The sequence below is a fragment of the Akkermansia sp. NBRC 115031 genome (assembly GCF_030268505.1).
Taxonomy (GTDB): domain Bacteria; phylum Verrucomicrobiota; class Verrucomicrobiia; order Verrucomicrobiales; family Akkermansiaceae; genus Akkermansia; species Akkermansia massiliensis.
Genome location: NZ_BSQU01000004.1, coordinates 55,302 through 69,785, shown reverse-complemented (window position 1 = coordinate 69,785; position 14,484 = coordinate 55,302). Strand labels below are relative to the sequence as shown.

The window sequence follows — 14,484 nt, the reverse complement described above, 5'->3', positions numbered from 1 at the left end:
GCAGATTGCTCATAACCTTCACATCGCCTCATGACTGATCCCGACGTCAAATCCACCCCTTTGGCAGCCAAGCACGTTGAACTGGGAGCCAGAATGGTTCCCTTCGCCGGCTGGAACATGCCGGTGCAGTACACCGGCATCCTGGACGAACACAAAGCCGTGCGCGAAGCCTGCGGCATCTTTGACATCTCCCACATGGGCCAGTTCACGGTGGCCGGCGCCGCAGCGGCTGCATGGCTGAACTCCATGCTGACCAATGACATCAATAAACTGGACATCGGCCAGGGGCAATACTCCATCATGCTCAATGACCGGGCCGGAGTCATTGATGACCTCATCCTGTACCGGATGGAGCCGGAAACCTTCTTCGTGGTGGTGAACGCCTCCAAGATTGACGAAGACTTCGCGTGGCTCTCCGCCCACAAGCCCGCGGACGTGGTCCTGGAAAACCATTCCGACGAATATGTGGGCCTGGCCGTCCAGGGCCCCAAATGCGGAGAAATCTTCGTCCGCGTCATTCCCGGCGTGGAGCTCCCCCCCCGCAACGGCATCTCCCGCATCACGGTGGACGGAACGGACCTCCTCGTCTGCCGCACCGGCTATACAGGGGAAGACGGCTTTGAATTCTTCTGTCCGGCCCGGGAAGGCGTCAAATGGTTTGAAGCCTTCCTTGACGCAGGCGCCAAGCCCTGCGGCCTGGGCGCGCGCGACAGCCTGCGCCTGGAAATGTGCTATCCTCTGAACGGTTCCGATCTCGCTCCGGACAAAACGCCTCTGGAAGCCGGGCTCGGCTTCTTCTGCGCGCTGGATACGGACTTCACCGGCGCCGACATTCTTCGTGAACAGAAAGCCAACGGCCTCACCCAGCGCCTGGTGGCTATTGAATACACCGGCAAGGGAGCTCCTCCCCGCGCCCACTATGCCGTTCACGTTCCCGGAGGAGAAGCCATCGGAGAACTTACCAGCGGCGTGCTCTCTCCTTCACTGATGGAGGGCATTGCCCTGGCCTACCTGCCTGTCGCCCATGCCAAGGTCGGCACCGAGCTGGAAATTGACGTAAGGGGAAGGAAATTCCCTGCCGTGGTAGTTAAAAAACCCTTTTATAAGAAAGGTTGACACTACGGCGCAAAAATAAACTGACAAACACTGCATTTTACTACACTCTCACCTCAAACAATTACATCTTATGCACGACGTACCAGAAAATCTGCTGTATTCCAAGGATCACGAATGGATTGAAATTGACGGGGACATCGGCACCATCGGCATCTCAGACCATGCACAGGCCGAACTCTCCGATGTAGTCTTTGTAGACCTTCCCGAAGTAGGCGCCACCGTTGCCGCCGGCGACCCCGTCGCCGTCGTGGAATCCGTCAAGGCCGCCAGTGACGTGTACACCCCGGTTTCCGGTGAAATCCTGGAAGTGAATGAAGAACTTTCCAATGATCCCTCCCTCATCAACTCCGATCCTTACGGAGCAGGCTGGCTGTACAAAATCCGCCTGGACGTTCCCACGGAAACGGAAGACATGATGAACGCCACGGACTACGAGGAATACTGTTCCTGACCCGTTCCTCCCTCCCCCGCCCCGGTGATTCCATCCCGGGGCATTTTGAATTTAACCCGGCCCCCGCGGCCGGGTTCCATTACCTGCCAGATACCACATGAATACCCACTCAGACTTTGCCAGACGGCACATCGGCCCCCAGGGGGAAGAACGCCGGGAGATGCTTGACAGCCTCGGCTACCAAACTCTTGATGAACTCATTGCGGACATCGTTCCCGCAGACATCCGGATGCAGGATCCCCTGGACCTGCCCGCAGCCAAATCGGAAACGGAAGCCCTGGAGGAACTCCGTTCCATCCTCCGGAAAAACAAGCTTCTGAAAACCTTCATCGGCCAGGGCTACTACGGCACCATCACGCCCTCCGTCATCCTGCGCAACGTACTGGAAAATCCCGGCTGGTATACGGCCTACACGCCCTATCAGCCGGAAATCGCCCAGGGACGCCTGGAAATGCTCATGAACTTCCAGACCATGGTCTCCTCCCTGACGGGCCTGCCGGTGGCGAACGCCTCCCTGCTGGATGAAGGCACCGCTGCCGCGGAAGCCGTCACCATGTGCCGGAACGCGCGCCCCAAGGCAAACACCTTCTTTGTGGCGGACACCTGCCACCCCCAGACCATCAGCGTCATCCGCACCCGCGCCGCCTTCCAGGGCGTTAACATCCTGGTGGGGGACTGGACCTCCTTTGACCCCGCCTCCGTTGGCGCGGACCTGGCCGGGGCACTCGTCCAGTATCCGGACACGCTCGGCCGCATCTGCGACTACATGGACTTCTTCTCCCGCGTGCATGCCACGGGCGCGCTCTGCGTCGTGGCGGCGGACCTGATGGCCCTCACCGTCATCCGGGAACCCGGCGCCTTCGGGGCTGACATCTGCATTGGCAACACGCAGCGTTTCGGCGTTCCGATGGGCTTCGGCGGCCCCCACGCCGCCTACATGTCCTGCACGGACGCCCTGAAGCGCCGCATGCCCGGCCGCCTCATCGGCATGTCCATAGACACCCAGGGCCGCCCGGCCTACCGCCTGGCCCTGCAAACGCGGGAACAGCACATCCGCCGCGACAAGGCCACCTCCAACATCTGCACCGCCCAGGTGCTTCTGGCCGTGCTGGCCGCTTTCTACGCCGTATACCACGGGCAGGAAGGCCTCAAGCGCATCGGCACGGAAATCCACCGGAAAACCAAAAGCCTGTACAAGGCGCTCACGAACGCCGGCATCACCATTGAAAACAAGGACTTCTTTGATACCCTGCTACTGACCGTTCCCGGCCAGGCGGACGCCATGGTCCGGAAAGCCCTGGAAGCGGGTTACAACATCCGCAAGGTGGATGCCGGCCACGTCACCATTTCCCTGGATGAAACCGCTACCTGCGCAGACGTAGAGGCGCTGGCCTCCGCCCTTGCGGGCGCGGAAACCTCCGCCCCCTGCTGCTGCGAGACTCCCGCCTGGGCCCCAGTCCATACGCGCCAGACGCCCTTCTGCACGGAAACGGCCTTCAACTCCTACCATTCCGAAACGGAAATGATGCGCTACATCCGCCGTCTGGAATCACGGGACCTGGCCCTGAACGAAGCCATGATCCCTCTGGGCTCCTGCACGATGAAGCTGAACGCCGCTTCCGAGATGATCCCCATCACGTGGCCGGAAACCAGCTCCCTGCATCCCTTTGTTCCGGCGGACCAGTCGGAAGGCATCCGGGAAATGCTCTCCGTCCTGTCCGACCGCCTGGCGAAAATCACGGGCTTTGCCGCCGTCTCCCTCCAGCCCAACGCGGGCGCGGCGGGGGAATACGCCGGCCTGCTGGCCATCCGCCGCTACCAGAAGCACGCCGGGGAAGGCCACCGCGACGTCTGCCTCATCCCGACCTCCGCCCATGGAACGAACCCCGCTTCCTCCGCCATGGCGGGCCTCAAGGTGGTGCCCGTCAAATGCGACGAAGGCGGCAACATCGACATGGAGGACCTGAAAGCCCAGGCGGAAACCCACCGGGACAACCTCTCCTGCATCATGGTCACCTACCCCTCCACGCACGGAGTGTATGAACAGACCATCAGGGAACTCTGCGACATCGTCCACGCCAACGGCGGCCAGGTGTACATGGACGGCGCCAACATGAACGCCCAGGTGGGGCTGACCTGCCCCGGTTGCATCGGCGCGGACGTCTGCCACCTGAACCTGCATAAAACCTTCGCGATGCCGCACGGCGGCGGCGGTCCCGGCATCGGACCCATCGGCGTGGCGGAACACCTCGTTCCCTTCCTGCCCGGCCACCTCACGCTGGGCCATGAGGAAGGAGCTGTGGCCTCCGCAGCATGGGGAAGCGCCTCCATTGCCGCCATCTGCTGGATGTACCTGTCCATGATGGGACCGGAAGGCCTCAAGGAAGCCACGGAAATGGCCATCCTGAACGCCAACTACATCGCTAAAAAACTCGGACCCCTCTTCCCGGTCCTCTACTCCGGAAACAAGGGACTGGTGGCCCATGAATGCATCCTGGATCCGCGCCAGCTCACCCATGACGCCGGACTCACCGTGGATGACATCGCCAAGCGGCTCATGGACTACGGCTTCCACGGCCCCACCATGTCCTTCCCTGTTCCGGGAACCCTGATGGTGGAACCCACGGAATCTGAACCCAAGGAGGAACTGGACCGCTTCATCGAAGCCATGGAACGCATTCATGCGGAAATCATGGCCGTCATCAACGGCACGGCGGACAAGGAAGACAACGTCCTGAAAAACTCCCCCCATACCGCGGAAATGGTCTCCGCCGACGAATGGCGGCACCCCTACTCCCGCAGTGAGGCGGCCTATCCGGTAGCCGGCCTGCGCATCCACAAATTCTGGCCGTACGTGGGCCGGGTGGACAACGTCTACGGGGACCGGAACCTGGTCTGCACCTGTGACACGGTGGAGGAATTCTCCAAAGCCGTGGAAGCGTAACGCCAAATATAACTTTTAACCTGGAAGGGGCTGTTCCATTTATTGGGGACGGCCCTTTCTATTTCCGCAGAACAAGACCGCTCCTTCGAGGAAAATCTCTTCCCTGGGCATCGCGCCACCAACGGGCAATCCGGACCTCACTTGATAAACTCAAGTACAAACCGATTGACCAGCTCGTGCTGTTTCTCCGTTCCGCCCCCTCCCATGCCGCTATGCGTAACTCCCTCCAGCTTCACCACCCTCATATGAAACTCCTCCTGCTCCTTTATACCGGGCAGCACTCCCTCGTCCGCCTCATAATCACATCCCCTCAAGGTATACAGCCGCGGTTTCCGGATTCTCGGCATCTTCATCCTGCGGTGATCCAGGGAAATGGCCTTATCGGCCAAAAGGGGATGCCTGGCCGCAAAAAGCATGACCATGTCCCCTCCGTTTGAGTGCCCTATGAGAATAAGCTTTCCCCAATCCAATCCCGGTTTCAGCTTCCTGAACTCCTGAATGGCAAACAGGATATTTTCCACTCCCCTTTCCCAATTCGGCATGCGGGCCTCCATCAAATTCCCGTCCATTGCCAGAAGCGGATCCTGGGGCAATTCATGCTGTACGCTGATTACATAATACCCCTTTCCTGCAAGAAAACGGTTCAAATAGGAATATGTCTGGCTGGATTTGACGTTCCTGTTTCCGTCATAGCCATGATTGAAAATGATTACCTTTGTCTCGGAGCTTTCCCTCTCCGGCTGATAAACGGTTACCGGAACCACTCTGTTCCTGCCGCCATCAAAAAGGCCAATGGTGAATTCCATCTGGGAGAAGCCATGAGCAGCGCTTTGAACCAAAATAACCAGTATAACAAAAAACCTGTTCATTTTCAATGCTGCAATCATGCAGAAATTCCCCTAACCGGACGTTCCATCCCGGCCTGTTCTCCTTCAATGCGTCCAGCTTCCGGCTTCATTCTTCAACTCCAGGGCGGATCACCGTACTTGTTCTCTCCCGGCAGGCTCTCCCCATAACACAAATACAGCAACAGCAGCCAGCCCACTACGGGCACGGCCAGCCATATCAGGAAAAGGCCGCTTTTCCCCACATCATGCAGGCGCCGCACCATCGTAGCCGCCAAGGGGAGAAACAACACGGGAAGCACCACATAAGCCAGGGGAAAAAGCAGCTCCAACAGGGGGGACACGGAAAAAAAACCGCTTTTCATGATGGACGGAACCCCTGCCACGACCAGCCACGCGATGCCCATGGTGGAATAAACCTCGCGCATCTCCTGTTTTCCGGCGCGTCCTTCAAAACTGCACCATCCCTTAATGATGCGCGTCCAATACTTCTTCCGCGTCCAGGCGGGAAGGGCGGGCTCTCCCCCGGTTTCGGGCTCCGGCATGGCTGATTCCTCCATATCGGCATCCATGACGGTCATGGAGGGAATGAAGGAAGACAGCGGCTGCCAGCCCCCGTCGGGAAGCTTCCTCACCAGGGTACGGTTGGACAGCCGCCCATGGTTGCGGGCTTGAATCAGAAGCACCAGGGAGATGGGTCCCTTGGAGGAACCGTCAATCGCCTGGTACTCGTAAAGGTCGCTCATCGGAGGTTCTTATTCGGCCCCGCCGTCATGGCTGAACGCGGACGCGGGAATCTCCTGCTTGGACAAGCCGGGGCCTTCCCACTTCAAGACCAGCTTGGAGGCGGGACCGGCATTGCCCACATAGCCGATGCGGATGGGATGCAACCCGGCCTTTAAATAAACGGGATTCTTTCGGTCGCCCAAATCGGAGGAAACTTCGGAGCCCGGTTCGTAAGTCTTATCCGCGTCAATCAACTCCATGCCGTGCAGGCGGACAAAGGCCTTGCTCCCCTTGTTCGCGTCCGTGGACAGGTAAAACGTATACTCCCCGTCAGCGGGCACCTTCACAAACCCCGTCAATTCCACCCCGCGCTTCCGGGGACCGTTCATCTTGACGGACGGAGACGGGGCCACGCCATGCGCGGCAGCCTGCTTCTTGAGCTGACGGAAATCCGGAACCCAGGGGAACTCCCCTTCATAGAGGGACCACTTCAAGCCGGGGGAGGCAGCCCCTTTTGTCTCCACTGCCGGGACCAGCGCCGTATCAAACACCGTCTTGGAAGGAAGGGAGGCACGCCGATTGGACAGGGCAGCGGCCTTCATGCGGGCCTGAAGCTCCGGCTTGGAGGAAGCAAGGTCCTTGCTTTCCTGCGGATCATTCAGGGTATCGAAAATCATGAAATCCTTGTCCGCGTCCTTCACCCCCATGCGCAGGCCTTTCAGGCCGTCCACAAAGACGATCTGCTGCTGGCCCCGTTCCGCTCCCTTGTGTTCGCCCAGGAAATCCTTGTAGCCGGGCGTCTTGCCGCCGACGTTATATTCGGAATAAATAATGCCGGGCTTCTGCTGGTCCGCATGGCCTGTCAGCGTCGGCAGCAGGGAAACGCCGTCGCTGCGGGCGGGAACCGGCACTCCGGCGGCATCCGCCAGCGTAGCCAGCCAGTCATGGAACTGTCCGGGCTGGAGGCTGATCTGGCCCTTGGGAATGCGGGCGGGCCAGCGTACCAGCGTGGGAACGCGCATTCCGCCTTCCCAACAGTCGCGCTTGATGCCGTCCATCATGCCGTAACTCTTGAAAAACTGCGGATTCTGCGCCCCATGCCTGTGCTTGGGGTCGGCGCCGCCTTCATTGTGGGGGCCATTGTCGGAGGTAAAGACAATCATCGTATCGTTGTCGATCTTCAAATCCTTCAGCAGATGAATCAAATCCGCCACGGCATCATCCACGCGGCGGATCATCGTGGAATGCCGTTTGGCCACCTCATTCGGGAAGCGGGCATTGTCCGGATAAATGTACGTGTCCTTGTCTTTTTCCGCCTTGGCGTCAAAAGCCGTATTTACGGATTCCGTGCCGTTCTTCTTCACCCACTGCAGGCCGCCTTTCAAACCGCCGCCGGAAGGATAGGGCGTTCCGGGAACCACCAGGTTGCCGTGAGGGGCCGGAAAAGCCAGGTACAGGAAAAACGGCTTGCCGGTCTTGCGGGCGGACTTGCGCTGGTCCACAATCCATTGCTTGGCGCGGGCGGCAAACAAATCCGTGGAATAGGCGGTCTGGGGAACCTTGTCCTTGATATTCTTCCATTCGGGATTGGAGGCGTAACCGTTGTACTCGAAAATGTCGCGGGATTCGGAAGGATAATGGAAATGCCCGGCCAGATGGTCCAGGATGCCGTAAAAATAATTGAAGCCGCGCTGGTGGGGACCGCCCGTCACCGGACCATGGCTTTCGCCGCCGCCGCCCACGCCCCACTTGCCGATGGCGGCGGTATCATAACCGGCGTCACGCATCACGGTGCCCAGCGTATGGGAATCTTCAATGGGATGGTCAAAGCGGTTGTTCCTCACCACGCGGGAATTCCCCTGGTGCACCCCCAGCAGCAGGGAGGCGCGCGCCGGAGCGCAGACCGGAGCGGCAGAATAATGCCGGCGCAGTTGAATCCCCTCCCGGGCCAGCGCGGACAAAGCCGGGGTCTTGAACTCGTTCTTCCTGTCCACCGTCCGCCCGTTCAGCTTCTGCTGGCTCCAGTTGGAATCCAGATCGCCCCAGCCCATATCGTCTACCAGAATAAAAATAACATTGGGTTTTGAATTCTTGACGGCCCGGGCTGCGGGCTTCGCAGCCTGCCCGGAAGCGCTCATGCACGGAACCAGGGCAGTCAGAAGAACGGATAGGAAAGATACCAGCTTCATAATTCAGATGAAAATAGACTCTAGGGGAAACGTTAAAACAGAGCGCGATCTTACATGAATTCTCCCATCTCTCAAGATAATTAAACGGAAAGGGAATTGATGATTGCTGTATCAGGCCTATAGTGAAAAAACTATGAAACTGCCCCATACTCTATTGATTGCATCCGCCCTTCTGCTTCCCTCCGGTACGCTCTGCGGGCTGGACGTGTGAATGGCTGACCTGGAAAAAGCCGCCGCACAAGCCGAAAAAGAGAATAAGGACCTGTTCATCGTTTACAGGGGGGCGCCTGGAATCCGGAGGCATACGGCGTGCCGGAACGGCAGATCTTCCAAATCTGCATGGCAGGGCGCCATTTAAAAAAAGGAACTGTCTGCCGGACTGGAAATGCTGAAATCCGCCAGGGGCATGGCTCCATGGAGCAAACACGCCAACAAGGCCCACACCGATTTCCTGCGCATCCCAGGCAACCGGGATACGCTGCATAGGCTGTGGAAGCAGTACAAAAACGGCGCCGAGGAGGCGGGGACCGCCTACCGGAAAGGCATCCTCCTGAATCCGGACCCCGTGCCCATGGAACTGAAACTCCAGTAAAGCAGCCGCTCCCGTGGAAAAAACCGTTTCCGGAAGGACGCAAGTAACGTGTCCGGAACCGCGGAAGCGTCAGAACCGCTTCTTCCTGTCGTCCCTGCGGGGGCGGTCGCCCCAGCGTTCACCACGGTCACTGCGGAAGCCTCCGCGGTTTCCCCTGAATCCGCCGCGGTCGCTCCGGTCCCGGTCTCCGCGGTAGCCGCCGCGGAAACCTCCGCTGCGGCGGGGCGGACGCGGCCCGTCGGAATATTCCGGCGTGCCCTTGTCCTCGCGGACGTTGACCTCATACCCGCAGACGGTGGCCGTAGCCAGGGCGTCCAGGAGCTGGGGAGCTACGGAAGCGTCCACCTCAATCAGGGAATGCTTGGGGAAAATCCGGATATCGCCCACGGCGCCCTTCTCCATTTCCACCGTATTGTAAAACAATCCGGCGATGTCCTTGGGCCGCAGGCCGATCATCTTGCCGCCGTTCATGAACAGCGTGACCGTATCCCCCTTGTGCTGCCAGGAATCTCCCTTTTGCGGGCTCTCCGCCTCTTCTCCGGGCTGGGATACATGGCGCGTCCTGCGGGCGGGCTTGTCCTCCGGAATGGGCTGTACTTCCCGGTGCGTGCGCTCCCGGAGCAAATCAAACAGGGCGGCGGCCATGGCTTCCGGAGCGGCTTCCACTTCCTTCAATTCCTCCGGCAGAACGGCATCCGGCTTGAGGCGTTCCAGAATGTCATCCACCAGGGATTCCGTCCGGAGCTGGTCCACCTGAACGGCGGTCAGCACGGGTTCCGGAGTCAGCTTGACGCCGATGAAGCGTTCAATGCGGCTCATCAGGGAAAAATCACGGCGCCCCATAAAAGTGATGGCCTTCCCCTTGCGCCCGGCGCGCGCCGTGCGGCCGATGCGGTGCACGTAATCCTCCGGATCACGCGGCAGTTCAAAATTCACCACGGCATCCACATCGTCCACATCCAGGCCGCGGGCGGCAATATCCGTAGCCACCAGCAGACGCAGGCTCCCCTTGCGGAAGGAATCCATCACGCGCTCCCGCATGATCTGGGGCATGTCCCCGTGGAGACGGTCCACGGGATAACCCCGGGCCGTCAGGCCGTCCACGATGTCGTCCACCACTTTCTTGGTATTGGCAAAAACCAGGCCCATCTTGATCTTCCCTGTGTCCAGCAAGCGGCTGAGCACCTCAATCCGGGAAGAAAACACCACCTCATAATAAGACTGTTCAATGGTGGGCACCGTCAGCGTGGGCCGCTCAATGGTGATCTGGACGGGGTCCTTCATGAACCGGTTCACCAGCCGGTTGATTTCCGGAGACATGGTGGCGGAGAAAAACAGAGTCTGCTTCGTTTCCGGCATGAACTCCGCAATACGTTCAATATCTTCCAGAAAGCCCATGTCCAGCATCTCGTCCGCTTCATCCAGAATCAGCATGCGGAGATTGTCCAGCTTCAGCGCACCGGACTCCATCAGGTCCATGACGCGGCCGGGCGTTCCCACCACGAACTGGACCCCGCGCCGCAGGGCGTCCAATTGCGGGCGGAAGGAGGAACCGCCATAAATGGGAACGGCGGAAACGCCGTCCATGAACAGGGCCAGCTTGTCCACCTCCCGGCAAATCTGGACGGCCAGTTCCCGCGTGGGGCAAAGGGCCAGCACCTGGACATTCCGCTCCTCGGGATCAATGCACTCCAGGGCCGGAATGGCAAAGGCAAGCGTCTTTCCGGAACCCGTATGGGACAGCCCCACGATATCGGACCCTCCGATCGCAGCGGGAATCGCCTGCTCCTGAATGGCGGAAGGAGTATCGAAGCCGAGCACTTCAATGGCTTCCAGAATCTCCGGCGAAATGCCAAGCGTCGAAAAAGAAGATGTTTGAGTCATGGGGGAAAAATGATCTGTCAGAGTCACGGGAGAAGCTGAACATTATTCACACCTGTGTCCAGCCAAAAGAACGGAAGATGCCGTCAGATGCCACGATTTCCGCGGGGCCGCCTGCGGAGGGAAAAACCGCCTCCCCCCGCTTCTGGTCTTTACATTCACACACGGGGTTGCAACTTGCGGGGACGCATCTGCGTATGATACAAGTACCTGCCTCCGAATTCATGGATAAAACGCAAAACAACTCACGTTCCTCCCTGCTGGGAATTTTCATCAACATCCTGCTCCCGGTATTGATTCTGGACTACTGCAGCGCGGGCCCCGCCAATCCCCTGGAACGTCCGGCAGGGGAAAGCTTCTGGCACATCGGCCCGGTATGGGCGCTCGTTTTCGCCCTTTCCCTTCCCCTGGTCTATGGAATCCGTTCCCTGGTCGTCACCAGGAAATTTGACCTGATGTCCGGCGTAGGCATGGCCGGCGTGCTGCTGACGGGCGTCATCAGCATCTTCGTCATCGGGCCGGAGGGGCGCATCCACAGCGCCACTCCCTGGCTGTTTGCCGGAAAGGAGGCCCTGATTCCCCTCATCCTGGCGGCGGCGGTCGTCGTCTCCCGCTCCACCGGCTCCCCCCTTCTCAACATGTTCATTTACACGCCGGAGCTGTTTGACGTGCGCAGGATAGAACAGGCGGTGGCCGCCAACGGCGAGGAACAGACCTACCAGCGCCTGCTGGCAAACTCGTCCTGGATTCTGGCGGGCACGCTGGTTGCCTCCTCCATCGGCAACTTCTTCCTGAGCCTCTCTTTCATGTCCTCCGTCATGCGCCAGCCTGAGGCGGAACAGCAGGTGGCCTACAACGTGGCCATCGGCAGCATCACCTGGTGGGGCTTCCTGATCATCGGGGTGCCCATCCTGGTCGCCCTCGTCTTCATCATGACGCGCCTGATCAAACGGCTCGGACGGCTGACCGGCCTCACACGGGACGAACTCCTTCTCAAATAACCTGTTAAATCATGCATCTCCATACTCCATGCATCCTGGCTGCCGCCATCGCCCTGAATGCGGCTTGGGCGGCCGCTCCCCAATTCGACCGGGTATTCGGTTCCCACATGGTCCTTCCCCACGGGAAAAACGTGCCCGTCTCCGGCACGGCTGATCCCAACAAGGAAGTGACCGTCACCTTCGGAAGCTCCTCCCTGAAAACAAAGGCGGATTCCAAGGGAAAATGGAGCGTCACCCTGCCCCCCATGAAACCCAGCGCAGAGGGACAAACGCTGACGGCCACCCAGAACGGAGACTCTTCCAAGCTGGACGACGTGCTGGTGGGAGAAGTGTGGCTGGCCTCCGGGCAGTCCAACATGCTGTTCCGCCTGAACCAGACCTCCACGGCCAAGGAAGACATAGCCGCCTCCGCGGACGAGCAGCTCCGCTTGTTCAACAACGTCCCACAGGCCCACACGAACAACGCCCCCTATTCCGACAAGGATTTTGACGCCGTCACTACGGACAAATTCTATAAGGGGCAGTGGGCCGTCAGTTCCCCCGCCGCCTCGGGCCCGATGGCGGCCGTCGGCTACTACTTCGGCAAAAAACTCCGTGAAGGGCTCGGCATTCCGGTAGGCATCATCCATTCCTCCCTGGGCGGCTCGGAAATAGCGGCGTGGATTCCCCGGCAGGTCATCAATGCCAACAGCAGCTTCCGCACCCTGCGCGGCAACCACTGGCTGGACTCACCCCTCATCTCCGACTGGGTAAGGGGACGCGCCAGAAAAAACATCTCCCCGCGTCTGGACCAAGGGTCTCCGGACCATCCCTACAAACCGGCGTTCCTTTATGAATCCGGCATCGCGTGGATGACAGCCCTCCCCATCACGGGCGTCATCTGGTACCAGGGCGAATCCGACGCTGAAATCATTGACAACGAACAGAACGGCATGCTGCTGAAAACCATGATCTCCTCCTGGAGAAAAGCCTTCCGCAATCCGGAAATGCCCTTCGTCATGATTCAGCTCCCCCGCATCAACGATCCGTCAAAAATCCGTGCCGGCTGGCCGGAATTCCGGGAAATGCAGGACACGGTAGCCAAAACCGTCCCGCAGGTCTACAGCGTCAACACCATTGACCTGGGTTCCACCAACGCCGATGTCCACCCCCCCTTCAAGCGTCCCGTGGGAGAACGCGCGGGGAACACGGCACTCAACAAGGTTTACGGCAAAAAGGTTCCCTGTGAAGGCCCCTCCTTCAAAGCCTTCAAACCCTCCGGCAGTGCCCTTCTGATCCAACTGGAACACGCCAAAGACCTGACCACGACGGACGGCAAGGAACCGGCCCAGTTTGAAATTGCCGGGGCGGACGGCGCTTACCATCCCGCCACGGCGGAAATCACGAACAGGAAAGGCAGCACCGCTGTCATCCGCCTCACCTCCCCGGAAGTCAAATCCCCCAAACACGCACGGTACTGCTGGAACCGCTTCGTGACCCCCAACCTGGTCAACGGCGACCAGCTCCCCGCCCGCCCCTTCCGCACGGATGCGCCCACTCCTAAAAAATAACCCTTCTCACTCCACCATACCATGAACCTTCATCTTCTCTTCGCTTCCCTGGCCGCGGCCCTTTCCCTGGGCACCGCGGCACAGGCCGTCCCCACCAAAGTAGCCTGCGTGGGGGACAGCATCACCTTCGGCTCCGGCCTCAAACCCGGAGATGCCCGGTATCCGCAGGTGCTCGGCACGCTGATGGGTCCGGACTTTGACGTCCGGGGATTCGGCAACCCCGGAAAAACGGCGGGCGACTATCCGGGCCAAGTGGGCCGCTGGTACGGCAGCACCAAGGAACACAAGCAATCCCTGGAATTCAAGGCGGACGTTTACATCTGCAACCTGGGCATCAACGATACGGGTCGCTGGTGGGACCCCAAGCTGTTCGCCAAGGGTTATGACGACCTGTTCAATGCCTGGAAATCCGCCAATCCCAAGGCCAGATTCTTCGCCTGGGGCCTGCTGGGTCCGGACTACCGCGGCCCGCTCAACAAAAAGGCGTTCCCCGGCAACTGCTACCCGGATGTGCGCAAATACGCAGGCTCAGACAACGGCTCCGCGGCCAACCGTCCGGAAGCGGAAAAACTGATCGCCACCGTGGCGCGCAAGCACAAGGTCGGCCTCTTTGACGCGCTGCACCCCCTTTCCGATCATCCGGAATGGTATGTGGACGGCCTGCACCCCACGGAGCCGGGCGCGCGGCGCATTGCTGAAATCACCTTCGCCAAGCTGGCAAAAAGCATGAAGCTCAAGCAGGCCGCCCCCAAGCTGGAACCTGGCACCGGCAACGTGATTATCAACAATCCCGGAGACTCCGGCATCCTGCTGGACGGCTGGAAGCTGACGGACGGCTCCAATACGCTCGTCTTTGAAAACGCCACCGTCATCCACCCCAAAGACAGGCTTATCATCACCATAGGCGCGGAAACTCAAAAGGACCCGACCAAGCCCCTGGAAATCAAATCCGCCAAATCCCCCTCCGCCTTCCGCCTGATTCCCGCAAAAAAGCATTGAACACCCCTTGAAAAACCTATTGAAGAGGCTGTCTGCCAGCCTCTTCAATAAGAAACATTATCTCCTTCTCCACCCGCGCGCGGCAGTATCTGCTGGCAGGCCGGAAACTGCGGAAAGTGCCCGGCTTCTCCTCAAACGGAACGTCCGCGCAGCAGGCCGCTTCCTCCTGGTTCCGGATATTTCATTTCAT

11 protein-coding genes are annotated in these 14,484 nt (G+C 59.7%); 7 read left to right on the top strand and 4 right to left on the bottom strand.

Annotation, left to right across the window (positions count from 1 at the left end; genetic code table 11):
• Positions 1-30: 30 nt before the first annotated feature.
• From gcvT to gcvP, 3 genes are all read left to right on the top strand, one after another.
• The gene (gene gcvT, locus QSJ36_RS06625) at positions 31-1,116 is read left to right on the top strand and encodes a glycine cleavage system aminomethyltransferase GcvT (protein ID WP_285467794.1); all 1,086 of its coding nucleotides are present in this window, start codon (positions 31-33) and stop codon (positions 1,114-1,116) included.
• 70 nt (positions 1,117-1,186) lie between these two features.
• Complete coding sequence (gene gcvH / locus QSJ36_RS06620) at positions 1,187-1,567, top strand: glycine cleavage system protein GcvH (protein WP_012419500.1); 381 nt, start codon at positions 1,187-1,189, stop codon at positions 1,565-1,567.
• 97 nt (positions 1,568-1,664) lie between these two features.
• On the top strand, positions 1,665-4,511 hold the full coding sequence (gene gcvP / locus QSJ36_RS06615; protein WP_285467777.1) for an aminomethyl-transferring glycine dehydrogenase: 2,847 nt from the start codon (positions 1,665-1,667) through the stop codon (positions 4,509-4,511).
• 137 nt (positions 4,512-4,648) lie between these two features.
• Here the strand turns inward: gcvP and QSJ36_RS06610 are convergent, their stop codons facing one another.
• The 3 genes from QSJ36_RS06610 to QSJ36_RS06600 all read right to left on the bottom strand — a co-directional run bounded on the left by QSJ36_RS06610 (position 4,649) and on the right by QSJ36_RS06600 (position 8,271).
• On the bottom strand, positions 4,649-5,380 hold the full coding sequence (locus QSJ36_RS06610; protein ID WP_345783930.1) for an alpha/beta hydrolase: 732 nt from the start codon (positions 5,378-5,380) through the stop codon (positions 4,649-4,651).
• Between the two features lie 92 nt (positions 5,381-5,472).
• The gene (locus tag QSJ36_RS06605) at positions 5,473-6,102 is read right to left on the bottom strand and encodes a DUF805 domain-containing protein (RefSeq protein WP_215442435.1); all 630 of its coding nucleotides are present in this window, start codon (positions 6,100-6,102) and stop codon (positions 5,473-5,475) included.
• Between the two features lie 9 nt (positions 6,103-6,111).
• Positions 6,112-8,271, bottom strand: a complete 2,160-nt coding sequence (locus QSJ36_RS06600) for a sulfatase-like hydrolase/transferase (RefSeq protein ID WP_102722659.1) — start codon at positions 8,269-8,271, stop codon at positions 6,112-6,114.
• Positions 8,272-8,656: 385 nt separating this feature from the next.
• Between QSJ36_RS06600 and QSJ36_RS06595 the strand changes: the two genes are divergently transcribed.
• Complete coding sequence (locus tag QSJ36_RS06595; RefSeq protein WP_102722657.1) at positions 8,657-8,863, top strand: hypothetical protein; 207 nt, start codon at positions 8,657-8,659, stop codon at positions 8,861-8,863.
• Between the two features lie 69 nt (positions 8,864-8,932).
• Here QSJ36_RS06595 and QSJ36_RS06590 read toward each other — a convergent pair whose 3' ends face one another.
• Positions 8,933-10,747 carry a DEAD/DEAH box helicase gene (locus QSJ36_RS06590; RefSeq protein WP_102722656.1) on the bottom strand — a complete coding sequence of 605 codons (1,815 nt, stop codon included), beginning with the start codon at positions 10,745-10,747 and terminating at the stop codon, positions 8,933-8,935.
• A gap of 221 nt (positions 10,748-10,968) precedes the next feature.
• On the opposite strand from QSJ36_RS06590, the gene QSJ36_RS06585 reads away from it, so the two are divergent.
• Genes QSJ36_RS06585 through QSJ36_RS06575 form a run of 3 tightly spaced genes read left to right on the top strand, consistent with a single transcriptional unit; the run spans position 10,969 to position 14,294 of the window.
• Positions 10,969-11,745 (top strand): VC0807 family protein, encoded by a 777-nt coding sequence (locus QSJ36_RS06585; RefSeq protein WP_022396492.1) that lies wholly within the window; start codon positions 10,969-10,971, stop codon positions 11,743-11,745.
• Between the two features lie 11 nt (positions 11,746-11,756).
• Entirely contained in the window at positions 11,757-13,295 is a 1,539-nt protein-coding gene (locus tag QSJ36_RS06580) for a sialate O-acetylesterase (protein WP_022396491.1), read from the top strand.
• A 21-nt stretch (positions 13,296-13,316) separates the two neighbouring features.
• Positions 13,317-14,294: a GDSL-type esterase/lipase family protein gene (locus tag QSJ36_RS06575; RefSeq protein ID WP_285467773.1), complete on the top strand. Its 978-nt coding sequence runs from the start codon at positions 13,317-13,319 to the stop codon at positions 14,292-14,294.
• The last annotated feature ends 190 nt before the right edge of the window (positions 14,295-14,484 follow it).